The 21310-nt window shown below is 65.5% G+C and carries 21 protein-coding genes; 7 read left to right on the top strand and 14 right to left on the bottom strand.

Translation table 11 applies throughout. From position 1 onward, the window contains the following. The 8 genes from trbE to FHR20_RS00155 all read right to left on the bottom strand — a co-directional run bounded on the left by trbE (position 1) and on the right by FHR20_RS00155 (position 8285). Positions 1 to 2439: a conjugal transfer protein TrbE gene (trbE, locus tag FHR20_RS00120; RefSeq protein WP_167297681.1), complete on the bottom strand. Its 2439-nt coding sequence runs from the start codon at positions 2437 to 2439 to the stop codon at positions 1 to 3. Beyond that, positions 2433 to 2705 (bottom strand): VirB3 family type IV secretion system protein, encoded by a 273-nt coding sequence (locus tag FHR20_RS00125; RefSeq protein WP_167297683.1) that lies wholly within the window; start codon positions 2703 to 2705, stop codon positions 2433 to 2435. The genes trbE and FHR20_RS00125 overlap by 7 nt, the downstream gene beginning before the upstream one ends. Then, positions 2702 to 3028, bottom strand: coding sequence for a TrbC/VirB2 family type IV secretion system protein (locus tag FHR20_RS00130; RefSeq protein WP_167297685.1), 327 nt, complete (start codon positions 3026 to 3028; stop codon positions 2702 to 2704). The genes FHR20_RS00125 and FHR20_RS00130 overlap by 4 nt, the downstream gene beginning before the upstream one ends. Positions 3029 to 3030: 2 nt before the next feature. Next, positions 3031 to 4017, bottom strand: coding sequence for a P-type conjugative transfer ATPase TrbB (trbB, locus tag FHR20_RS00135; RefSeq protein WP_167297687.1), 987 nt, complete (start codon positions 4015 to 4017; stop codon positions 3031 to 3033). After that, positions 4014 to 4415: a CopG family transcriptional regulator gene (locus FHR20_RS00140; RefSeq protein WP_167299296.1), complete on the bottom strand. Its 402-nt coding sequence runs from the start codon at positions 4413 to 4415 to the stop codon at positions 4014 to 4016. The genes trbB and FHR20_RS00140 overlap by 4 nt, the downstream gene beginning before the upstream one ends. A 1-nt stretch (position 4416) precedes the next feature. Then, on the bottom strand, positions 4417 to 6438 hold the full coding sequence (locus FHR20_RS00145; protein WP_167297689.1) for a conjugal transfer protein TraG: 2022 nt from the start codon (positions 6436 to 6438) through the stop codon (positions 4417 to 4419). A 70-nt stretch (positions 6439 to 6508) separates the two neighbouring features. Then, positions 6509 to 7282, bottom strand: a complete 774-nt coding sequence (locus FHR20_RS00150) for an SIP domain-containing protein (RefSeq protein ID WP_167297691.1) — start codon at positions 7280 to 7282, stop codon at positions 6509 to 6511. A gap of 40 nt (positions 7283 to 7322) precedes the next feature. After that, positions 7323 to 8285 (bottom strand): LysR family transcriptional regulator, encoded by a 963-nt coding sequence (locus FHR20_RS00155; protein WP_243857085.1) that lies wholly within the window; start codon positions 8283 to 8285, stop codon positions 7323 to 7325. A gap of 52 nt (positions 8286 to 8337) precedes the next feature. Here FHR20_RS00155 and FHR20_RS00160 point away from each other — a divergent pair, with 52 nt between their 5' ends. Further along, positions 8338 to 9354 (top strand): NADP-dependent oxidoreductase, encoded by a 1017-nt coding sequence (locus tag FHR20_RS00160; RefSeq protein ID WP_167297693.1) that lies wholly within the window; start codon positions 8338 to 8340, stop codon positions 9352 to 9354. 606 nt (positions 9355 to 9960) lie between these two features. On the opposite strand, the gene FHR20_RS00165 is transcribed toward FHR20_RS00160, so the two are convergent. Further along, positions 9961 to 10674 (bottom strand): CPBP family intramembrane glutamic endopeptidase, BDIM_20840 family, encoded by a 714-nt coding sequence (locus FHR20_RS00165; RefSeq protein WP_167297695.1) that lies wholly within the window; start codon positions 10672 to 10674, stop codon positions 9961 to 9963. A 61-nt stretch (positions 10675 to 10735) separates the two neighbouring features. Continuing rightward, positions 10736 to 11782, bottom strand: a complete 1047-nt coding sequence (locus tag FHR20_RS00170) for a helix-turn-helix domain-containing protein (protein ID WP_208413342.1) — start codon at positions 11780 to 11782, stop codon at positions 10736 to 10738. A gap of 594 nt (positions 11783 to 12376) precedes the next feature. On the opposite strand from FHR20_RS00170, the gene FHR20_RS00175 reads away from it, so the two are divergent. Next, positions 12377 to 13123 carry an SDR family NAD(P)-dependent oxidoreductase gene (locus FHR20_RS00175; RefSeq protein WP_167297697.1) on the top strand — a complete coding sequence of 249 codons (747 nt, stop codon included), beginning with the start codon at positions 12377 to 12379 and terminating at the stop codon, positions 13121 to 13123. Next, positions 13120 to 14295, top strand: coding sequence for a TCR/Tet family MFS transporter (locus tag FHR20_RS00180; RefSeq protein WP_167297698.1), 1176 nt, complete (start codon positions 13120 to 13122; stop codon positions 14293 to 14295). The genes FHR20_RS00175 and FHR20_RS00180 overlap by 4 nt, the downstream gene beginning before the upstream one ends. Before the next feature lie 158 nt (positions 14296 to 14453). On the opposite strand, the gene FHR20_RS00185 is transcribed toward FHR20_RS00180, so the two are convergent. Next, positions 14454 to 14618 carry a hypothetical protein gene (locus tag FHR20_RS00185; RefSeq protein WP_167297699.1) on the bottom strand — a complete coding sequence of 55 codons (165 nt, stop codon included), beginning with the start codon at positions 14616 to 14618 and terminating at the stop codon, positions 14454 to 14456. 214 nt (positions 14619 to 14832) lie between these two features. On the opposite strand from FHR20_RS00185, the gene FHR20_RS23190 reads away from it, so the two are divergent. Continuing rightward, positions 14833 to 15072: a DUF6894 family protein gene (locus FHR20_RS23190; RefSeq protein ID WP_425057367.1), complete on the top strand. Its 240-nt coding sequence runs from the start codon at positions 14833 to 14835 to the stop codon at positions 15070 to 15072. A 242-nt stretch (positions 15073 to 15314) separates the two neighbouring features. On the opposite strand, the gene FHR20_RS00190 is transcribed toward FHR20_RS23190, so the two are convergent. Further along, positions 15315 to 16121, bottom strand: coding sequence for a Crp/Fnr family transcriptional regulator (locus FHR20_RS00190; protein ID WP_167297700.1), 807 nt, complete (start codon positions 16119 to 16121; stop codon positions 15315 to 15317). A 202-nt stretch (positions 16122 to 16323) separates the two neighbouring features. On the opposite strand from FHR20_RS00190, the gene FHR20_RS00195 reads away from it, so the two are divergent. After that, on the top strand, positions 16324 to 17697 hold the full coding sequence (locus tag FHR20_RS00195; protein WP_208413343.1) for a PAS domain-containing protein: 1374 nt from the start codon (positions 16324 to 16326) through the stop codon (positions 17695 to 17697). Positions 17698 to 18014: 317 nt separating this feature from the next. Here FHR20_RS00195 and FHR20_RS00200 read toward each other — a convergent pair whose 3' ends face one another. Next, positions 18015 to 18401, bottom strand: a complete 387-nt coding sequence (locus tag FHR20_RS00200; protein WP_167297702.1) for a winged helix-turn-helix transcriptional regulator — start codon at positions 18399 to 18401, stop codon at positions 18015 to 18017. A gap of 139 nt (positions 18402 to 18540) precedes the next feature. Here FHR20_RS00200 and FHR20_RS00205 point away from each other — a divergent pair, with 139 nt between their 5' ends. Then, entirely contained in the window at positions 18541 to 19494 is a 954-nt protein-coding gene (locus FHR20_RS00205; protein WP_208413344.1) for an MBL fold metallo-hydrolase, read from the top strand. Further along, positions 19491 to 20528: an alpha/beta fold hydrolase gene (locus FHR20_RS00210; RefSeq protein ID WP_167297704.1), complete on the top strand. Its 1038-nt coding sequence runs from the start codon at positions 19491 to 19493 to the stop codon at positions 20526 to 20528. Before FHR20_RS00205 ends, FHR20_RS00210 begins: the two co-directional genes overlap by 4 nt. A 69-nt stretch (positions 20529 to 20597) precedes the next feature. On the opposite strand, the gene FHR20_RS00215 is transcribed toward FHR20_RS00210, so the two are convergent. After that, positions 20598 to 21227: a PadR family transcriptional regulator gene (locus tag FHR20_RS00215; protein WP_167297705.1), complete on the bottom strand. Its 630-nt coding sequence runs from the start codon at positions 21225 to 21227 to the stop codon at positions 20598 to 20600. Positions 21228 to 21310: the final 83 nt, after the last annotated feature.

The following is a 21310-nucleotide window of genomic DNA, read 5'->3' on the forward strand; positions in this document are numbered from 1 at the left end:
CTACTCCTTCGCTTGGGGATCGGGGAATTGGGCGAGCAGTGCCGCGGCCCAGTCGAGCCCGGCCTCCTCGAGGAAGCGCACGGCGAAATCTGACGGGCCGTGCGCGGCGAGCAGCGCGTCGATGCGCGCCTGCGTCGCGGGATCGGAGGCGCCGCACAGGGCGAGCGCGACGGGCCCGAGGCCCAGCTCGAAGAGGCGGTTGCCGGCGGCGGACTGGAGGTAGTAATGCCGCTTGGGCGTCGCGCGGCTGACGAGCTCGATCTGCCGGTCGTTGAGCCCGAACCGCTGATAGGCCGCGCGCCCCTGCGGCTCGATCGCCGCGGCATTGGGAAGCAGGATGCGCTGCGGGCAGCTCTCGATGATGGCGGGCGCGATGCCGCTGTCGGCGATGTCGGCGAGGCTCTGGCTCGCGAAGATCACCGCGACGTTCTTCTTGCGCAGCGTCTTCAGCCACTCACGGATGCGCGCTGCGAACAATGGGTGGTCGAGGAACTTCCAGGCCTCGTCGAGGATCAGCAGTGTCGGGCGTCCGGTGAACCGCGCCTCGAGCCGGTGGAAGAGATAGGTCAGGACCGGCGCGACCACGCTGCCGGCGCCCATCAGCGCCTCGGTCTCGAAACACTGGACGTCCGCCATGCGCAGGTCGTCCTCGGCCGCGTCGAGCAGCCGGCCGAACGGACCCTCGAGCGTATAGGGCGCGAGCGCCGAGCGGAGCGCCATCGACTGGAGCAGCAGCGACAGGCCGGTGAGCGTCCGCTCCTCGATCGGCGCACTCGCCAGGCTGGTCAGCGCCGACCAGACGGCCTCCTTCACCTCCGGCGTGACCACGACCTTCTCGTGCGCGAGCAGCGCGGCGATCCATTCGGCCGCCCAGGCACGCTCCCCGGCGTCACCGATCCCGGCGAGCGGCTGGAACGCGATCGTCTCGCCGGCATCGCCGCCGAGGCCGAGGCCGTGATGCGCGCCGCCCATCGCGAGCGTGGCCGCGCGCGCCGAGCGGCCCATGTCGAAGAGGTAGAGCCGGCTGCCCGGATAGCGGCGGAACTGGAGCGCGATCAGCGCGAGCAGGACCGACTTGCCGGCACCGGTAGGCCCGACGATCATCATGTGCCCGACGTCGCCGACATGGGTCGACAGCCGGAACGGAGTCGATCCGCTGGTCTCGGCATATAGGAGCGGCGGCCCGTCCAGATGCTGGTTGCGCTCCGGCCCCGCCCAGACGCTCGACAGCGGCATCAGGTGCGCCAGGTTGAGCGTGTGGACGAGCGGCTGCCGGACATTGGCATAGACCTGTCCCGGCAGGCTCGAGAGCCAGGCCTCGACCGCATTCAGCCCTTCGCGGATGCAGGTGAAGCCGAGCCCGTTGACGACCCGCTCGACCGCGCGGACCTTGTCCTCGACACGGGCGCGGTCCTCGTCGACGACGGTGATGGTCGTGGTGAGGTATCCGAAGGCGACATGGGCGCCGCCTAGCGCCTGGAGCGCGAGATCAGCGTCGGCGGTCTTGTTGTCGGCGTCGCTATCGAGCAGTTGGACCGGCTGGTTGTAGATCACCTCGCGCAGCATCGCGGTGACCGACTTGCGCTTGTTGAACCATTGGCGGCGCAGCCGCGTCAGCGCCCTCGTCGCCTCGGTCTTGTCGAGCGCGATGAACCGCGTAACCCAGCGATAGGCGAAGTCCTGGTGGTTGAGCGCGTCGAGGATCCCGGGCCGGCTGAGGCCGGGGAAGCCGAGGATGGTCAGCGTGCGCAGGTGCAGGCTCCCGAGCATCGGCTCGAGCCCGCCGGCGAGCGGCGTATCGGCGAGCAGCCAGTCGAGATACATCGGCGTCTCGGGCACGCCCACGCCGTGGCGTCGCGTCGATATCGTGCCGTGGAGGAAAGTGAGCGTCTCCGCGTCGTCGAGCGCGGCAATCTCGGGCATGAAGCCCGAGAAGAGGTCGAGCGCGCGATCGGTCTCCGCGACGAACCCGGCCAGCGCCTGGCGCCAGTCGCGGCCCTGCGAAGCGTCGGCGCGCTCGACCAGCGCGCGGCCGGCACGGTCCGCCTGGTCGGGCGGCGGCAGAAATGTCAGGGTGAGATGGTAGCGGCTCTCGAAATGGGTGCCTGCCGCCTCGAACGACGCGCGCCGTTCCTCGTCGACCAGCCAGGACGCCGCGTCCGGGAAGCTGCTCGCCGGATAGCCTGGTGCCTCGCTGCGCTCGGCCTCGATGTGCAGCGCCCAGCCCGAGCCGAAGCGCTTGAGCACATTGTTGGCGCGCGCGCAGGCGGAGACCAGCTCGGCCTCGGTCGCGGATTCGAGGTCGGGGCCGCGGAAGCGCAACGTGCGCTGGAAGCTGCCGTCCTTGTTGAGCACCACGCCGGGCGCGACCAGCGCGGCCCAGGGCAGATGATCGGCCAGCCGATCGGCGCGGCTGCGATATTCGCGCAGGTTCAGCATGCGAGATATCCCCGCTGCCGCAGGTGGCGCGCGAGCACCGGAGCGAAGTCCGGGTCGCGCTTCGCCGCGAACACCGCGATGGTGTGCCCGACGGCCCAGACCAGCACGCCCGCGATCCATTGCTGGAGCCCGAGGCCCAGCGCGGCGGCGACGGTGCCGTTGACGATCGCGATGGCGCGCGGCGCGCCGCCGAGCAGGATCGGCTCGGTGAGCGACCGGTGGAGCGGCGCCTCGAATCCGTCGAGATGCTGGCCGTCTCCGATCATGCCAGCAGCGCCCCGCCGCCGAACGAGAAGAAGGACAGGAAGAAGCTCGACGCCGCAAAGGCGATGCTCAGCCCGAAGATGATCTGGATGAGCCGGCGGAAGCCGCCGGCCGTCTCACCGAAGGCCAATGTCAGGCCGGTCACAATGATGATGATCACCGCGACGATCTTGGCGACCGGACCCTGGACCGACTCCAGTACCTGCTGGAGCGGCTCCTCCCACGGCATGCCGGTTCCGGAGGCCCAGGCCTGGCCGGCGGCCAGGACGGCAAGGGCGGCGCCGGCCAGCAGGCGCGGCCTAGCAGGCAAGGCAATGGTCTTCATGGTCAGGCTCCTTGATTGACGGGGAGGTGGAAGGGGGCGAGCGCGTAGGCGCCGGTGTCGGGATCGACGCCGACGACGCGCGCGATCGCGTCGACCGAGCGCTGGGCACCGCGCCCGGCGATGAAGACGACGAGGTCGATCGCCTCGGCGACGAGGCGGCGGGGCACGGTGACGACCGCTTCCTGGACGAGCTGCTCGATGCGGTAGAGCGCGGCCTCGGCCGAGTTGGCGTGGACGGTGGCGATCCCGCCGGGATGCCCGGTGTTCCAGGCCTTGAGCATATCGAGCGCCTCGGGCCCGCGGACCTCGCCGACGATGATCCGGTCCGGGCGGAGGCGGAGCGTCGAGCGCACCAGGTCGGTCATCGACACGATCCCTGGGCGGGTGCGTAGCGCCACCGTGTCCGGCGCCGGGCTCTGCAGCTCGCGCGTATCCTCGATCAGGATGACGCGGGCATCCACCCAGCGCATCTCGGCAAGGAGCGCGTTGGCGAGCGTCGTCTTGCCCGAGCTCGTCCCACCGGCGATGAGGATGTTGAACCGCTGGGTGACCGCCGCCCGCAGCATATCCGCCATCGCCGCGGACATGATCCCGTCGGCGACATAGTCGTCGAGCGTGTAGAGGCGCTGGGCGGGCTTGCGGATCGAGAAGCAGGGGCCGATCGAGACCGGCGGCAGCACGCCTTCGAAGCGCTCGCCGGCCCGGCCGTCGAGATGCGCAGGAAGCTCCGCCGAGATGATCGGCTGCCCGCCATGGACCTCGGCGCGGGCATGGCTCGCGACCAGCCGGACGATCCGTTCGACCTGCGGCGCTTCGAGGACGACGCCCGTGTCGATCCGGCCTTCGCCGAGCCGGTCGAGGCGCAGCGAGCCGTCGGGATTGACCATGACCTCGATCACCTGGCTGTCGGCAAGCGCCGAGGCGATGTCGGGACCCATCGCGGTGCGCAGCATCGCGCGCCGGCGATCGGCAGAAAGGATCTCGCTCATCGCTCCTCCTCCGCGGAAAGGAGCGTGCGCCTGCCGGTCGCGACGGCGCGTCCGACCTGGGTGACGAACGCCTCGAAGCGCTCGCGCGCGAGCGCGCGGCCCGCCGCGTCGTTCTCGGCGAGAGGTGCCTGGATCGCGAGCTCGAAGCGGATGAAGAGCGCGAGCGTCTCGAGCACGACATGGTCGTCGCGCTCGATGCGGCCGAGCGCATTGGAGATCCGATCGAGGCGCAGCGCGAAGCGATCCTCGAGCTCGGAAGCGCCGCGGCGGTTTAGCCAGGCGGTCACGGCGTCGGTGAGGATCGCGGACTTGGTCGCGCCGGGTGCGGCGGCGAGCGCCTCCAGACGATCGCTGACCGGCTTCGGCAGGAAGAGCTGGTGGCGGACGCGGTCGGCCATCTCAAAGGTCCAGCTCAAGATTACCGGGCCGCCTGTCGGCCATGTCGAGGGCATAGGCGCGCCGCGCGGTGCCGGCAGTGGCCTGATCCATGGCTCGCTTGTCGGCGGCAGGGTCGCCTTCGTCATCGCCCAGCCCGAGCGGGTCGGCGGGCGCCAGATCGACAGGTGTCGCGGCCACGATTTCCTGGGCGGGATGACGCGCCTGCTCGAGGCCGCCGGCATCCTCCCCGTCTTCGGGAGCGGCCTCGGCGAGCCGCGCATCGACCGGGCGGACACGGTCCTGCCAGTCATTGGCGCGCTGGGGCGGCAGGTCGGGTGCCCCGCCGCATCCGAGCGACGGAGGCGGCAGTAAGCGCGCCTTGAACGCGGCGTCTTCGAAGTAGCGAAGCTTCCGCGCGCGGACCGGCGGATAACCCGCGACCAGCACCAGCTCGTCGGTCGGCGGCAGCTGCATGACCTCGCCGGGCGTCAGCAGTGCCCGCGCGGTCTCCTGGCGGCTGACCATGACGTGCGCGAGCCATGGCGCGAGGCGGTGGCCGGCATAGTTACGCATGGCGCGCTGCTCGGTCGCGGTGCCGAGCGCGTCGGAGATGCGCTTGGCGGTCCGCTCGTCGTTGGTCGCGAACGCGACCCGGACATGGCAGTTGTCGAGGATGGCGTTGTGCTCGCCATAGGCCTTCTCGATCTGGTTCAGGCTCTGCGCGATCAGGAAGGCGCGGACACCATAGCCGGCGAGGAAGGCGAGGCTGGTCTCGAAGAAGTCGAGGCGGCCGAGCGCCGGGAACTCGTCGAGCATCATCAGCAGCTTGTGGCGCCCGGGCACGCCTGCGGCATGCAGCTGCTCTGTCAGGCGCCGGCCGATCTGATTGAGCACGAGCCGGATCAGCGGTTTGGTGCGGCTGATGTCCGAGGGCGGTACGACCAGGTAGAGCGACACCGGATGCCGTGCGGCGACCAGATCCTCGACCCGCCAGTCGGACGCGGCCGTGACCGCTGCGACGGTGGGATCGCGGTAGAGGCTGAGGAACGACATGGCGGTCGACAGCACGCCCGAACGCTCGTTGTCGGACTTGTTGAGCACCTCGCGCGCCGCAGAGGCGACGACCGGATGCACCAGCGGCATCTCCTCGGTGCCGAGATGATTGGTCGTCATCATCGCGCGCAGCGTGGCGACGAACGGGCGCTCGGGATCGGACAGGAAAGCGGCAACCCGGGCGAGCGTCTTCTCCTCCTCGGCGTAGAGGACGTGGAGGATCGCGCCGACCAGCAGCGAATGGCTGGTCTTCTCCCAATGATTGCGCCGCTCGAGCGCGCCTTCGGGATCGACCAGAATGTCGGCGATATTCTGGACGTCGCGAACCTCGTCGGCGCCCCGGCGTACCTCGAGCAGCGGGTTGTACCGCGCTGAGCGCACATCGGTCGGGTTGAAGAGCAGGCAGTGGGAGAAGCGCGACCGCCAGCCCGCGGTCAGCTGCCAGTTCTCGCCCTTGATGTCGTGGACGACCGTCGAGCCGGTCCAGCCGAGCAGGGTCGGCACGACGAGGCCGATGCCCTTGCCCGAGCGCGTCGGCGCGAACGCCATGACATGCTCCGGCCCGTCATGGCGCAGATAGCGCCTAGCGGCCCGGCCGAGAAACACGCCGGCCTCAGCCGCGAGGCCCGCAGCGCGGATGTCGCGAGAGTTCGCCCAGCGTGCGGACCCATAGGTCGTAACGTTGCGCCGCTGCCGAGCTCGCCAGACCGAGCCGGCAACCGCCGCCGCGCAGCCCAGCAGCCCGCCAGCGGCGGCGATCGCGCCCGCCTCGTCGAATACGACCGGGGCATAAGCGTCGAAATGGAACCACCAGGGGAAGAGCGACCAGGGCGTGTAGACAGGCGTGTCGCCGAGCCTGAACCACGGCGTGCCAAGCTCGGGCTGGTACGCGAGGGATGCCGCTGCCCATTGGGTCGCGAACCAGATGCCGGCAACGACGATCGCGGCGACAACCAGCATCTGACCAAGGAGAAGCTTCGTCGGTGTCATGCGGGCCTCCGCCCGCGCGACTCAGCGTCCCGGGCTCAGCCTCAAGGGTCGCCGGATTTCGGTCGGTGCGTCAGGCGCTCGCTGGTGACACAGAATACATACTTGGGGACCGCTTGGCGGAACGGCGGAATTTGGGCCGTAACGGGCGGTCCGCTTCGAGGACCACGGCCGGTGGAAGCGGAAATAACCCGGACGCAGATACAAATCGAATCTGTGGGACCGGAAGCCGAGCAGTGCGTGTCGGACGAGAAGCTCGGCCGAGACCGGTCTTGCCCGGTGTCCAATAGGCTTTGGTTCGAATCCGCTGCGACGGCACATCGAGCGCCTTTAGAGTTCGGCGTATGCGCTGAATGCATCCGGCTTTGCCGGTCAGCACGAGTGTCGCTCCTGCGTCCGCGAGCGCGGATAGTCTGGACTCGAACTCGGACAGATGCGCATCTTCCGCCTTGCGGCCGACGAGCGCATAGTTTTGGAGGTCGAGTTGCGTCGCCACCGAGCTGCTGGCCTCGACATCTCCGATCTCAAAAAAGCCGGTCACCGCCTCTATGCCCCCGCTTTGCGCAAGGGCATGGGCGAGCCCGAGCGATATCTCGTCCCCGAAGATCGCCAGCGGCCCGCTGGGATGGCGGATGTCCAGCGACACGCGCGGACCGAAGATATCGCAACTGGAGCCCGGCGTGGCGGCACGCAGGCAATCGCTGTCTGGCCCCATGCCGTGCGCGTAGCCGAGGATGCAGGTACGCCCCTCAGCGGCATTCCATATGGTCGGCGTATAGGTGCGCGCCACGAAGGCCGATCCCATCGCGATCTGGATCTTCTGGCCCGGTGTCCACGCCACATGCATCAGCCCTGGGCACCACGCCGGTCGCATTGCCTGGAACCCGTCATTTCTGCGCGGCGCTCCGGCTTGCAACGCCCTGGAGATGATCCAGAAAAGCGCGCACGGCAGGGTTCATGCGCCGGCTCTCGGGCCAAAGAGCCGTGATGTTGTGCCGCTCGATGGCATGATCAGCCAGCACAGGGACGAGTTCGCCGCGCGCGACATAGGGCGCCGCTATGAACGCGGCGCTGATGCCGATTCCGCCACCCGCCACCACCGTCGCGACGACGGCTTCGCTCGCGTCCACGATCACCGCGGAGGACGGCACGATTTCGATTTCGCGCTCGCCGACCCGAAAGGGCCAGCGAAAGAGCTGGCCGGTGCTCTGATAGCGTAGATTGACGGTCTCATGGCCTTCCAGATCGCCCGGGTGCGCCGGCGTGCCCTTCGCCGCCAGGTAGGCAGGAGAGGCGAAAGCGCACAGGCGGAACGGCGCCAGCCGTCGTGAGAGGAGTCGGGAATCGGCCAGGTCTCCGATGCGGATGGCGATGTCGATCCCGTGGTCGACAATGTCGATCACATGATCGTCGAGCCGCAGATCGATCGTCACCTTGGGGTGAAGGGCACGGAAATGTGGCAGCGAAGGCGCGATCAGATGCAGCCCGATCGGCAGTGATGCGGCAATGCGCAACATGCCTGACGGCCCGGCACGAACTGCGCTCGCGATCTGCTCGATCTCCTCGGCATCCTGAAGCAGTTTCAGTGCGCGTCCATGCAGGTCGCGGCCTTCCGGCGTCAGCGTCAGAGAACGGGTCGTTCGCGTGAATAACGAGACGCCGAGACGCTGCTCAAGGCGCTGCACGCTCTTGCTGACAGCGGACGGGGAAATGCCAAGCGATCGCGCTGCGGCCGTGTAGCTGCCGATCGACCCCGCTCGCGCGAAGGCGATCAGGCCGGTCAGACGCTCTAAAGCCAGTTGTTCCTTCATGGCAATACTGAAGCGAACATGAGCAACATTATCAACCAAGAATCAAACCCTAAATGGCCGCTCGGGTCGAATACCCTTCGAGGAGGTTCGGATGAGCGAGGTCATGAAAGCAGTCCGTCTGCATGCATTCGGCGGACCGGAGGTCCTGGTCTACGAAGATGCTCCGAAGCCGCAGGTGAAACCGGGCGAGGCGCTGGTCCGCGTCCATGCCGTCGGGGTCAACCCGCCCGACTGGTATCTGCGCGAGGGCTACAAAATGCTGCCGCCGGAGTGGCAGCCCGAGATGACGTTTCCGATCATTCCCGGCACCGATATCTCCGGGGTCATTGAGGCGGTGGCCGATGACGTGACGGACTTTTCCGTCGGCGACGAAGTCTATGCCATGGTCCGGTTCCCGGGCGGCATTGCCGGGGAAAGTCGGGCCTACGCCCAATATGTCGCCGTGCCGGTGTCCGATCTCGCGCTCAAACCGAGTGGTATCGACCATGTGCACGCTGCGGCCGCACCCATGTCGCTGCTGACGGCCTGGCAGTTCCTGATCGAGCAGGGGCATGACGCGCCGAACCCGCTCCAGCCGGCCCAGCATGTTCCTGTACCGCTCGAGGGGAGGAAGGTTCTCGTGAACGGCGCCGCCGGCGGGGTCGGTCATTTCCTGGTGCAGTTGGCCAAGTGGAAGGGCGCGCAGGTAATCGCCGTCGCCTCCGGCAGCCACGAGGCGATGCTGCGCGATCTCGGCGCCGATGCATTCTACGATTATGGCAAGACCAACGTGGAAGACGTGCTCACCGACCTCGACCTCGTAGTGGACGCGGTCGGGGGTCCGAAGGGCGACCGGTTCCTGAAGACATTGAAGCGGGGCGGCGCGCTCTTTCCGGTGTTCGGGTTGGGCTTCGACGACAAGGGCGAGGCCGCCCGGCGCGGCGTTACCGTGTCGACGACCCAGGTCAATTCGAACGGCCCGCAACTGGCTGAGATCGCGCCCCTGCTGGACGACGGCACGATCCGCGTCGTCATCGACAGCATTTTTCCGCTCGCCGATGCAAACAAGGCGCACGAGCATGCCGCGGCAGGGCACCTCCAGGGCAAGATCGTACTGACAGTCGTTTGAGATGCAGGCCGGCAAGCCATCGCGTCGGGGTGCGGCCAGACGAGCGCGGAGACGTGACGATCGAGATGACCTCCGCGACTGCCCGCCGGCCGAACTTGCTTTACGACGCTGATGCTTCCTTCGGCGCGGCCTTTGAGGCGGCCCTGGGATCAGGATCGATGCGCGCGAGGGTGATCTGGCACGCTGGCGCGAGCGACTGCAGAAACGCACAACCAGGTCGTGGATAGGACATCCTGACTGGTCCGCTACTCTGTCGCAGCGGGCACGCGCGACGGCCAAACCAGCACCTGTGTAAATCTACTTCCTGCCCATTGAGCGATGTCCCCTGCGGATGAGAGCCGCCGTCCGTAACGCTTGCTGGAAAGGCAGCTTGGTCACCAATGTCGGTCGTTCCGGCTGCCGTCCCGAACGAAATGAGCGACCGACAGCTTCAGGATCGCAAGCCAGTATGGCGAACGGCGACAATTCAAGCGCATAGCCGTCTCCAGGAGCCAAGTTCGGAGAAGAGCAATCGGGAATGGATTCCTGGCAAGCGGCCCATAGAGGAATCGAGGAGATTGACCCGGCCGGGGCTATCCCGCTGTACCTTCCCATTCGGAACCACCGCTACACGAACAACGAGAACGAGTTGCCGAAATTGTGGAGCAGGACCGGCAGGAGCAGGCTTCCTGTGCGCAGACGCAGCCAGACGGCAATGAACGCAGGGAGTCCGGTCAACGCCATGGTTATAGCGTCGAAGGAGAAGCTACCGTGCGAAAAGCCGAAGGCATGTGCCATCCCGAAGAGGAAGCATGACAGAACGGCACCCCATCCCCAATCAACCCCGAGGAGCCGCTTCCTGCCGGTGAACGCCTGATCGAGCGCGAACAGCAGGATGCCTCGATAGAAGGGCTCTTCCTCCAAGCCCGGCATAGTCAATTGGAAGGCGATCTCTTCGCCGCTGGATCGGCCTGCGGGAAACATGATGGCGATGACGGCGAAGAAGGCACAGTAGAGCGCCGCAACCGGCAATGCGGCTTTCAGGCTGCCTGGCGCCTGCGCGATCGTGAGCCCGGCGCGGCAAAAGCCGAATGCTGGCGACGCGGCGATGGCCAGCGTGCCTGCCAGCCCCAGGAGCTTGCCTTGCCAGTTCCACGCTCCTCCGATCGGGTCGGGCATCCATCCGTAAAGCCCAGTCAGAAGAGCATCGTTGATCGCGACCAACAGCGTGGCGATCAACAACGACCGCAGCGAGAAGCGTTTCCGATCGGCGAATCCCGCCACCACCCCGAGGGCGAGGAGGAGCGCCAGTGTTCCGCCCAATCCGATCAGTCCGTTCACGCGCCCGCCTTCTTCCTGCCCAAAGGCGACTGCGCTACCTTCGGAAGTGCCCTGCGGCTCCTCAGAAGCCGGTTTTTCGCTCCTCAAAACTCTGCTTATCCTGTGAGGGCGGATTCATCTGCCCCTGTCGGACGGCGGCTCGATACTCGCTGGGCGTGCATCCCTCGATCGCACGAAAAGCCCGGTTGAAGCTGGCAAGCGAAGCGAAACCGCTGTCAAGTGCCACGGCGATGAGCTTGTCGGCTCGATCCCGCTCCCCCAGCAGGCGACGCGCCTCCGCGACCCTGTAATGGTTCAGGAAGGTCCGGAAATGATCGTGCCCCAGCTCGTGATTGACCAGCGTCCGCACGGCACGTTCCGGGGCTCCCATGCGCGCGACGAATCCCGCGAAGGTCAGCTCGGGGTCGAGGAACACCCGCTCCGTTTCCATCAGGACTGACAGTCGGCCGTGCAACTCCGTGTTCGGTCGATGACCGGGCTTTGGTGCCGCCCCGGCCGGCATTGGGGCTGCTTGCGCAACGCCGAAGGTGAGCATGGCGGGATCGACCATCAATATCCTTCGCGCCAGCCACAGGCCGAATGCGAGGATCATCGCGTTCTGGGTCATGGCGAAGGCAATCGGGCGCCATGCGAAGCCGAACAGCGCGTCAGCCGCCAGGTCGATGAGCAGCATGCCCCCGAGCAGGACCGCCACCATGATACGCGCATCGTGGCGTTGCTGGATCAGATCTCCCTCGCGTCCTTCCAAGAGGCGCCAGACCAGATGGCCGACGATCGCGAAGCCCAACGGCACGAGCAGGCGCGATAGCCCCTTGTCCGCGAAGGCATCGCCGAGCAGCCCGCGATCGAGCGCGGCAATCGCGGCCCAGAAAAGGCCGACGCCCAGCACGCCGCCCTTCAACCGGAACCGGCTGTCGAAGCATGACAGGCAGAACCACCACAGGAAGACGACGGCGAAGCCGCTGACTGTGTGGGCTACGGTGCCGACGAGCCCAGTCGGGACTAGTGACGTCATCGGCGTGTTGCCGATGACGAAGCCCACGAGACACAGCGCTAGGGGTGCGAACAAAGCGGCGGGCAAGCCGATCTTCCGACGTTGGCCGAGCATACGCCACGCCAGCAGGAGGATCGTGCTTACAGCCCCTCCCCGGATAGCGGCGTCGAGTTGGCCAATATACATTTTGTCACGATACGGGGGGAAGCGGCGTCGGACCACCTTGTCCCCGCAAGTCGCGGGTCGGCTGACTCGCGGATTCTAACCGAAGCTGAGTTTCGAGAGCGGCAGCTATTGACCTCGATGTGCCCGATAGCTGCTGGGGAGCAAAGTCCCAATGTCACCCGAGCGAGATAATGGAACAGCAGGTTGCGGACTCACTCCGGGATCGGTTTAAACAGCTGATATTTAGGCGCTTTCCTGCCGGGAGGCACGACCCAACACGGACCCTGAAAGCACTGGCGTGAGTGCGCGGGTGCCGGCGGACCATTGCGGTTCGCAGCCTTTTCCGCTATCCCCAGCGCGTCGGAAAAGGCAGCCTTGGTTTGGTAAGCCCAAGGCCTTTCGGTAACGAAAGCTCTGGTCTTTGGCCTCGCGCTCGAGATCCCCGCGACGAACATCAGCCATCATCCCGGTGGCTGTGCGTTCGTCGAAGCGGGGCTTTAGCCTGGGAAACGCTCCGGTCGAACGTCGACAAGGAGCCAACCCGTGCAGCAACCTTTCTCTCCGTCCCCTATCGCCCTCGTCACCGGCGCGAGCCGACGCCTCGGTCTCGGCTATGCCGTAGCGCGCCAGCTCGCCGAACGAGGATACCACGTCCTCCTGACCGCGAGGGACGAGGGCCAGGCGGAAGAGCTAGCCGCCGACATCCGCGACCAGAACCTCGCTGCGGATGCGGTCGTCCTCGACCTTGCTGACCGAGCGAGTATCCGGGCGTTGGTCGAACGACTGAGCCGGGATTTCGATCGGCTCGATGTGCTCGTGAACAATGCGAGCGCCATGCCGGACTTCCAGGTCCGATCGCCGCTCGACGCCGATATGGATGCGCTGCAATCGATCTTCGCGGTCAGCGTATTCGGCACCTGGGAGCTGACTCAGGCGCTGATCCCTCTCCTTCGGCAGGCGCCCGCAGCGCGCATCGTCAACGTCTCGAGCGCGGCTGCGATGCAGATCGCGGGCGCCCCGCGCGGTCCGATATTCTCGCCAGCCTATTCGCTCGCCAAATATGCGCTCAATGGGCTGACGGCGATGCTGGCGGCGTCGCTGGCCGACACGCCGATCCTGGTGAACGCCGTCGATCCCGGGTCGGTCGCCACCCACCCCGAGCGCGGCGACGACGAAGGCGACCGGTCCCCGGCCGAAGCAGCGGAAGGCGTGGTCTGGGCGGCGACGCTTGGTCCCGACGGGCCGACGGGCGGGTTCTTCCACGACGGTCAGCCGGTCGTCGCGCGATGAACCGGCCCCTTATCGTCATCTTCGCCGCGATCGCGCTCGACGCCGTGGGCATCGGGCTGATCTTCCCGATCCTGCCGCGCCTGGTCGAGGATGTGACTCACGCCCGCAATGTCGCGGCCTATATCGGCATCCTCACTGCACTCTACGCGGCGATGCAGTTCGTCTTCGCGCCGGTGCTCGGTGCCTTGAGCGATCGCCTCGGCCGCCGGCCCGTCCTGCTGCTCTCGCTCGGCGGCGCGGCCGTCAATTATGTGCTGATGGCGCTGGCGCCGTCGCTCTGGTTGCTGATCCTCGGGCGCGGCATCGCCGGGCTGACCAGCGCCAACATCTCCGTCGCGACGGCCTATATCACCGACATCTCGCCCGAAGAGGCGCGAGCCAAGCGCTTCGGCCTGTTCAACGCCATGTTCGGGATCGGCTTCATCCTCGGCCCGGTCGTGGGCGGCGTGCTCGGCGACTATTGGCTGCGGCTGCCGTTCATCGCGGCGGCAGGGCTGAACGCCGCCAACCTACTTCTGGCGCTGTTCGTCCTTCCCGAGTCCCGTGTGTCGAGCCGGGAGAAGATCGATCTCGCGGCACTCAACCCGCTACGGCCACTGCGCTGGGCGGTGTCGATGCGCACCCTGGTGCCCGTCGTTGCGATCTTCTTCACATTGAGCGCCACGGGCGAGGTCTACGGCACCTGCTGGGCGCTGTGGGGCAACGACATGTTCGGCTGGAACGGCCTGTGGATCGGCCTGTCGCTGGGGGTATTCGGCGTGTGCCAGTCGCTCGCGCAGGCCTTCCTGCCCGGACCAGCCGTGAGGCTGCTCGGCGAGCGCGGAGCCGTGCTGACGGGTATCGCCGGGGCCTGCGTCGCGCTCGTCGCGATGGCGTTCGTTACACAGGGCTGGATGGTATTCGCGATGATGCCGATCGTTGCGCTCTCCGGAATAGGAACGCCGGCGCTGCAGTCGCTCGCCACGCGCCTTGTCGACGAGAGCCGCCAGGGCCAGTTCCAGGGCGTGCTGGCGTCCGCCATGAGCATGGCGTCGATCGTCGGTCCGCTGGTCTTTTCGAGCTTCTACTTCATCGTTCGCGCACGATGGCCCGGTGCCGTCTGGCTGTCAGCAATGGCCGTCAACGCGTTGGCGGTGCCGCTCGTGCTCAGCCTGCGATTTTCGCGAGAATGAGCAGGTGTGGGATGATGGCCGGAACCTTCCACTTGTCAAGGTTCGTCAGGCCGATGCTGCGCGGCGGACGCGGCAATCATACAATGATTTATGAAAAGTCAGGGCCGCAGGCTATCGTCGGCAGCGCGATCGGGCGCATTGGGTCGAAAAGAAGCCGTTCAGGATCGCGTCGTCGCGGGGCGCTCCCTCGCCCGCACATCGTAGATGGCGGCGAGCTCCAGATGGAGGCGCCGTCGTTGCTCGCTGGCGGTCCGGTCTGCTTTTTCGCGCTCTTCTGCTGCGCGTCGCGAATAATGCTCTGACAACCGATCGGACAGCTCCATGGCGCCGCTCCTCCTGCGATGCGGCATCCATGCCCAGGGCGCTAAAACTTTCCAATCCGGATAATCACATAGCCGTCGTACTCAGGCGGGAAGTTCTGTTCCTAGCGGATCGATTGTTCTCAATCGCCTGATGGCTGCACTCCGCCGACGGCTGAAGCACAACGCGGCTCACCCAGGTTAGCGATTGCGCCGGCTTTTCGTCATACGAGCAATCATGCCCCGATTTTTTTTCAACGTGTACGACCGGCGAGGCTGGCTGCATGACTTCGAGGGAATGGAGGTTGATCCGTCTGGCCTTCGAAAGTGCGCGATCGAACAGGCTCGTTCGCTAATCTGCGATGACGTGCAACACGGCGTATTGGACCTGCGGGGCAGGATCGAAGTTACCAGCGAAGCGAGCGAGATCGTTCTCGTGCTCGGCTTCAACCAGGTCGTTGCCAGGGTGCTGATATAACAGCGGCCTCGCATTAATCGGGCGAAATGATGCGAGCGTGGTGCGAACGGTATTGGCTGTAGTCGCACACAACCTGGGCGCTCGTGACGGATGCTCGATATCCGATTGGTCTGCACGCACAAATGCTGCCGTCCGAATTGATCTGGTCGAGGCGTCCGTCCCGTGGAAGCCCGCTGGCCATCGGGGCCAGCGAAGTTGCTCTGCCTCGGTCTCATTGTGGGGGCGGCGCGGCTCCATCCCGGCTAACCGGGCATCCGGGATGCGGGCCGGCTTTCCCCCGCTTCGATCTTCTGCTCGGAGCTTTCGCTCTCCGTGGGATACACCCCTCTCAGCACATCTTCGAAATGGCGACGAACCGAGATGTTACAGCCGCAGGCAAGGCTCTCAAGTTCGTCGAGGCGCCGAACGCGAACACTGCCGCGCCTGGTCTCCAGGACCGCTCGACCCTTGAGCGACTGGATGACGCGGCTGATGTAGCTTCTTCCAACACCCAGCATCGAGGCGAGCTGCTCCTGGGTCAGCGGAACGTCATGATCCCCGGTGCGGTCCATTGCCGCCAGAAGCCACTTCGCAGTGCGCTGCTCGATCGTGTGCGCGGCGTTGCATGCGACTGACTGGAATACCTGTGCCATGACGCAATCGGCGTAGCGGGCAAACAGGTGGCGCAACGTGATCGACTGAAGTTTTGCTTCCTCGAGATCCGAAGCTTCCATGCGCAGAAACAAGCCGGGAAACTGGACAACCGCGCGCGCATACGCTGGCAACCGCCCCTGGCTGACAATGCCTCCGATCGCTCCCTCCCGGCCGATGAGCGCGGTCTCCACACCGGTGCCATCGTCTACCATGACCATGAAGGAAACCAGGCTGGGGCCACAGGGAAAATAGACATAGCGGACATGATCGCCAGGTTCGTAGAGCACGGCACCGACGTCCGCCGGATAGGGATGGAGCAACGGGCGGATCAGCTCGAAGTCGTCGGACCTAACCGCCCGGAGCAAGTTGTTTCCGCCGGGGGGCACAGTGAGATCCGGTTCCTGGGCCGCACGCATCTCCAACCTCGCGATTTTCGAAAGCTGTGACGAACGCTCGTCTCAAGCCTTGTTTCCAGGGCTCGCGCCGGTCGTCACGCAAAAAACCGGGCAATGTGTCCACTAGTGGGCAGACATGACGACGAGACTTGTGTCTACTAGTTGACACAACACCATTTAGGACGTGATTATGAATTCGCCAGTGAGTCCGGTGGACAGGTGCGTGGCTGACGGAGACTTTCTGCGTCGTGCGCTGGATGCGGCGGGGGGTATCGGGACGTGGAGCTGGGATCCACGTACCGACAAGTTCCGGGCAGACGAGGCGTTCTGGGCCTTGCACGGTGGTGGAAAACTGGCGGCTGACGCCGGGGATGGGGCGCGCCTTGGCGAGTTTCTGGCTTTAGTCATCGCTAGCCAACGCGACGCGCTGGGGGAAGAGCTTCACCACGCCATTCAGGCTCGCCGGCCTTTCCGGAGAGAGTATCAGCTCGCTTCTTCTCAAGAAGGAGAGCGGCGAATCCTTCTTCGCGGCGCCTCGTCCGGGCTCGACCGGGACGAGCGTCTCCTCGGTACCGCGACCGACATTACCGACCAGCGCCAAGCTGAGTCGGCATTGCGCGCCAGCGAGGCCAAGTACGAGGCGATCACCAACTCGATCGACCAGATGATCTGGTCGACGCGTCCGGACGGATTCCATGATTACTACAATCGCCGGTGGTACGAATATACCGGCGTACCGTCTGGCTCAACCGATGGCGAGGCGTGGAACGGCATGTTTCACCCCGAAGACCGGGCACGCGCGTGGGAAGTCTGGCGGCGCAGTCTCGAGACCGGCGAGCCCTACCATATCGAATACCGTTTGCGCCACCGCTCGGGTGAATATCGCTGGGTAATCGGACGCGCGCAGTGCGTGCGAGGCGAGGACGGCGCGATCGCCCGCTGGTACGGCACCTGCACCGACATCCATGATCTCAAGATGGCGGAGCAATCGTGCGAGTTGATCGCCCGCGAGCTGTCGCATCGCATCAAGAACATCTTCGCGGTGGTTTCCAGCCTCGTCATGCTTCCAACGCGCGGCCGACCGGAGTTCCAGGCCTTTGCGCGTGGCGTGCAGGCAAGGATCGATGCGCTCGCCGTCGCGCATGAATATGTCCGCCCCCAAAGCGCCCGCTCGAACCCGCCGCAGGCACCGGCTACCGTGCACGGGCTGCTCGGCATGCTGAGCGCGCCGTACAACGTGGATGATGCCGCGGTCGTGGCGATCAGCGGCGACGACGTGCCGATCGGCTCCCGCGCTGCCACAGGGCTGGCGCTCATCTTCCACGAACTCGCCACCAATGCCGTCAAATATGGAGCGCTGTCGCAGAGTGGGGGGAGGGTCGCGATCATCTGCGCGCGCTCCGAGGAAAACTACGAGATTTTGTGGGAGGAGGTGGGTGGGCCGCAAATCGACGGAGCGCCGGAACGCCGCGGTTTCGGCACGGCGCTATCGGAGCGCGTGGTCGAAACCGAGCTCGGAGCAAAGATGGAGCGACGTTGGGGAGCCGATGGACTACAGATCCGGTTGATCGTGCCCCAAGCCCGGATAAGCCTATGAGAGAGCAGCGGCGTCCCATAACTCCGGTCTGTCACTTCCCTGCTGATCGATAGGCCTTCATCGACGTTGACTACGCGGGTTCACGGTTGCCGGGCGCCTTCCCTTACCGCCAGCGAGCGGGTGCAGACCACAAAGGGCTGGCACACCCTCGCTCAGGAGGATGCCGGGAACGCGGTCCGCCCAATGCTTCACGACGTCCGCCCCGCAAGTTCGGCTCGAGGGCTGTTGAAGATGCCGTGACGATCTTTCGCGTTGGTCTTGATGATGCGTGGCGGGGGCTGGCGTTTTGGCACACCTTGCCACAAAATCTCAGGGGATCAGTCATGCGATACAGAAGCCTCGACCCATGCCTCGATCTCGATGGCGTGAGCCTCGACCCATCGGTCGAGCTCGCGTACGACGCTGCTGAGCGATAAACCTAGCGGCGTGAGAGCATATTCTACGCGCGGGGGTACCTCAGGATAACTGGTGCGCGTAACGAGACCGTGCTGCTGCAGCCGGCGTAGCGCCTGGACGAGCATCTTCTCTGAAACGCCGCCGATCCGCCTGCGCAGCTCCGCAGTGCGGTAGGTGCGCTCGCTGAGCGCGTGGACGATAAGCAGCGTCCATTTCTCCGCCAACAGGCTGAGCACCTTGCGCGCCGGACAGTCCGCCAGGAACACGTCGCATTGGAGGTCGCGGAACGAAGCCAAACTCTTTTTCATACTTACCTCTGGGTACGTACTTCCGGATTCGGAGCTATGGGCACATCTCTTCGCGCGCAAGATGCGGTGCCGCTGAACTGAGGCACCTGAAGAGTTGCGAGGAGACAAGACGAATATGCGATCTGTTGCAGTAGCTGTCATGGCAGTCGCCCTCTTGCCCTGGACAGCCTGGGCGGTAGAGCGTGAAGCCGCCCCCGTTCAACAATCTGAGGCGCAGGCACCCGGCTATTATCGGGTAACGTTGGGTGACTTCAAAGTTACGGTTCTCACCGACGGCACAACGCCCATACCGTTCGGAAGCCTGCTGCACGGTGCCAATCGGGAAGGTCTTGCCGCGATCTTCCGTGATGCAGGAGAGCCGTTGGATCGCGAGACTTCGATCAACAGCTTCCTGATCGACACCGGCGAGCACCGCATCCTGATCGATGCCGGCGCGGGCCGCTTGTTCGGGGACTGCTGCGGGCGGTTGCCGGCAATGTTGAAAGCGGCCGGCTACGCGCCCGAAGCCATCGACGTGATCCTGCTGACACATGTCCATGGGGACCACTCAGGCGGACTGACGCTGGACGGCCGGCGCGTATTCCCGAACGCCACAATCTATTTGTCGAAGCGGGAACTCGACTATTGGCTGAGCGACGCCGCCAAGGCGCGCGCCAAGGCGAGCCACCAGCAGATGTTCGTGCAAGGTCGCGCTGCGTTGGCGCCCTATCAGACTGCGGGCCGCATCCGCACCTTCGATGCGCCCGCCGCGCTCTTTCCCGGCATCCGCGCCCTTGCTGCGCCTGGCCACACGCCTGGCCATACGTTCTACGAGATCGAGAGCCGCGGGGATCGAATGCTCGTGGTCGGCGACATCATCCATGCTGCGGAAATCCAGTTGCAACGGCCCGACACCACTATCGATTTCGATGCCGACGAGGCGCTCGCGGCGCGCACGCGTAAGGCAGCGCTCGCGGAGCTCGCCCGCACGCACACGCTGGTGGCGGCACCACATATTTCCTTTCCGGGGCTCGGTCACATCGCTCGCTCGGGCGCGGGCTATGCGTGGGCGCCGATCCCCTACTCCTCCGTCGTGCGGGACGTGGGACAATGAGGAAGCTGGGCCCAGTCGTCGCTGCGACCGTTCTGGCGCTCGGGGCGACCCAGGCTGCTGCTGCGGAGGGCGACGCGGTGGCCTCGATCGGCGCCTTCCGGTTCGAGGAGGGGCACCAGATCGCCGCGATGCGGGTTGGCTACAGCTTGCACGGCCACCTCGATCCCGCGCACGACAATGCGGTCCTGCTGCTACCGCCCACCAGCGGCGGCCGCCACAGCTACGACGCATTGATCGGGCCGGGAAAGCCCTTCGACACCGACCGCTTCCTCATCATTACCGTCGACCCGATCGGCGGCGGGGCGTCGTCCAAGCCGGCCGATGGGTTAGGCGCACATTTTCCGCGGTACACGATCCGCGACATGGTTACAGCCGAGGCGCGTCTCATCCGCGACGTGCTTAAAATCGAACATCTTTACGCGGTAGCGGGAGCGTCGATGGGCTCGTTCCAGGCGCTGGAGTGGGCGGTTCACCAGCCCATTCCGATTGACCGATTGGTCCTTGTCGCACCCGCTGCCCGCAGCGATGCTCATTTTAGGGCCATTGCGGACGGCATGGAGGCTGTCCTCGGGAGCGAGGACCTGCATTGGAGCGCTGCCGCCCGCTTGCGCGCGGCGGCGGCGCTGTTCATGCCGTGGCTGCGCAGCGATACCTATCTGGTGCGGCAGGGCGAAGCGTCCAATCGCGCCGAGCTAGAGGCGCTGGCGCGAAACTGGGCCAGCGATTGGGATCCGATCAGCCTGCTCTATCGCTATCGAGCCAGCGCCGGCCATGATGTCGGCATTCCGTTCGGCAATAACGTGCAGGCGGCGCTGGCACGGGTCAACGTGCTTACGCTGGTGGTGGACATTAGCAGCGACCGAACAGTCCCCTCGTACCTGACCGAGGAATTGCTGGAGAAACTTCCAAGTGTGCAGGAGGTGCGGGTCGAGACCGATTATGGCCACTCAGCGTTCCTGGCGCCTCCCGGCAGCGCGGAGTCGAACGCGATCTGGAAACCCGTAGCAGCTTTTCTTGAAGGGCACGCCAAATGATACCGTGGTACTAAATCTCGCGGACGAAGGGCCGGTCTCGGCGCCCCAATCGCTTCGCGAATTGGCAACCTAGGAACCGGTCTCGTCGGGCTGGGCAGGATTTCGGTTTACCGAAGCTCGTGGTTCGTTCTTGCGTTTCTTCGGGCGCGGTCGGCGTTCGTCAGCGACGATGTTGGGAGCGGCATCGACCAGCGCCCTGAGGAACTCGACCTCGGCTTTCAGGCGGTGCTCGGAATGGCGCAATGCCCATTCTTCGGCAAGGCTGATATGCGGCGTCGCCGTGACAAGGGTATTGCTGCTGGCCGTCAACATCGACTGCACGCGTTCCAATCGCACCCGTAGCGTTTGCGGCAGCATATCGAGCGTAGCTGGATCGCACCGAGTGAGCGCCAGGTCGAACGGATCGTAGCGAAACCATATCTCTTCCAGACCCGTACGACGCAACTGTGCCAAAGCGTCGCGCCCGGCGTCGGTGATCTCGTAGACCTGCCGGGTTGGCCGATTGCCTTGTTGTTCGCGTGCGACTTCGCGCAACAAATTCTCGGCAGCAAGCCGCTTCATCGCACCATAGACCGCGCCAACGGGAATATCGGTCCACAGCGGCATATGCTTGCGCTCAGCCTCCAACCGCAGCCGGTGGCCATGCATCGGGCCAAGCTCAGCAAAGGAGGACAGGATAAACAGGCGGATGGATGACATATTGCTCTCGCGAGAGTAATCGAGTAAGAGTTATCGTACGACATACAGGATGGCTCGCATTCACGCGAGCCAGAGTTGGGAGC

It is taken from the genome of Sphingomonas leidyi (genome assembly GCF_011761945.1).
GTDB classification, from domain to species: Bacteria; Pseudomonadota; Alphaproteobacteria; order Sphingomonadales; family Sphingomonadaceae; genus Sphingomonas; species Sphingomonas leidyi.

What these genes read in the sequence shown, in the direction of transcription:
- trbE (WP_167297681.1), bottom strand. Translation starts at nt 2,439, where the DNA reads ATGCTGAACCTGCGCGAATATCGCAGCCGCGCCGATCGGCTGGCCGAT.
- FHR20_RS00125 (WP_167297683.1), bottom strand. Translation starts at nt 2,705, where the DNA reads ATGATCGGAGACGGCCAGCATCTCGACGGATTCGAGGCGCCGCTCCAC.
- FHR20_RS00130 (WP_167297685.1), bottom strand. Translation starts at nt 3,028, where the DNA reads ATGAAGACCATTGCCTTGCCTGCTAGGCCGCGCCTGCTGGCCGGCGCC.
- trbB (WP_167297687.1), bottom strand. Translation starts at nt 4,017, where the DNA reads ATGAGCGAGATCCTTTCTGCCGATCGCCGGCGCGCGATGCTGCGCACC.
- FHR20_RS00140 (WP_167299296.1), bottom strand. Translation starts at nt 4,415, where the DNA reads ATGGCCGACCGCGTCCGCCACCAGCTCTTCCTGCCGAAGCCGGTCAGC.
- FHR20_RS00145 (WP_167297689.1), bottom strand. Translation starts at nt 6,438, where the DNA reads ATGACACCGACGAAGCTTCTCCTTGGTCAGATGCTGGTTGTCGCCGCG.
- FHR20_RS00150 (WP_167297691.1), bottom strand. Translation starts at nt 7,282, where the DNA reads ATGCATGTGGCGTGGACACCGGGCCAGAAGATCCAGATCGCGATGGGA.
- FHR20_RS00160 (WP_167297693.1), top strand. Translation starts at nt 8,338, where the DNA reads ATGAGCGAGGTCATGAAAGCAGTCCGTCTGCATGCATTCGGCGGACCG.
- FHR20_RS00170 (WP_208413342.1), bottom strand. Translation starts at nt 11,782, where the DNA reads ATGCTCGGCCAACGTCGGAAGATCGGCTTGCCCGCCGCTTTGTTCGCA.
- FHR20_RS00180 (WP_167297698.1), top strand. Translation starts at nt 13,120, where the DNA reads ATGAACCGGCCCCTTATCGTCATCTTCGCCGCGATCGCGCTCGACGCC.
- FHR20_RS00185 (WP_167297699.1), bottom strand. Translation starts at nt 14,618, where the DNA reads ATGGAGCTGTCCGATCGGTTGTCAGAGCATTATTCGCGACGCGCAGCA.
- FHR20_RS23190 (WP_425057367.1), top strand. Translation starts at nt 14,833, where the DNA reads ATGCCCCGATTTTTTTTCAACGTGTACGACCGGCGAGGCTGGCTGCAT.
- FHR20_RS00190 (WP_167297700.1), bottom strand. Translation starts at nt 16,121, where the DNA reads ATGCGTGCGGCCCAGGAACCGGATCTCACTGTGCCCCCCGGCGGAAAC.
- FHR20_RS00200 (WP_167297702.1), bottom strand. Translation starts at nt 18,401, where the DNA reads ATGAAAAAGAGTTTGGCTTCGTTCCGCGACCTCCAATGCGACGTGTTC.
- FHR20_RS00205 (WP_208413344.1), top strand. Translation starts at nt 18,541, where the DNA reads ATGGCAGTCGCCCTCTTGCCCTGGACAGCCTGGGCGGTAGAGCGTGAA.
- FHR20_RS00210 (WP_167297704.1), top strand. Translation starts at nt 19,491, where the DNA reads ATGAGGAAGCTGGGCCCAGTCGTCGCTGCGACCGTTCTGGCGCTCGGG.
- FHR20_RS00215 (WP_167297705.1), bottom strand. Translation starts at nt 21,227, where the DNA reads ATGTCATCCATCCGCCTGTTTATCCTGTCCTCCTTTGCTGAGCTTGGC.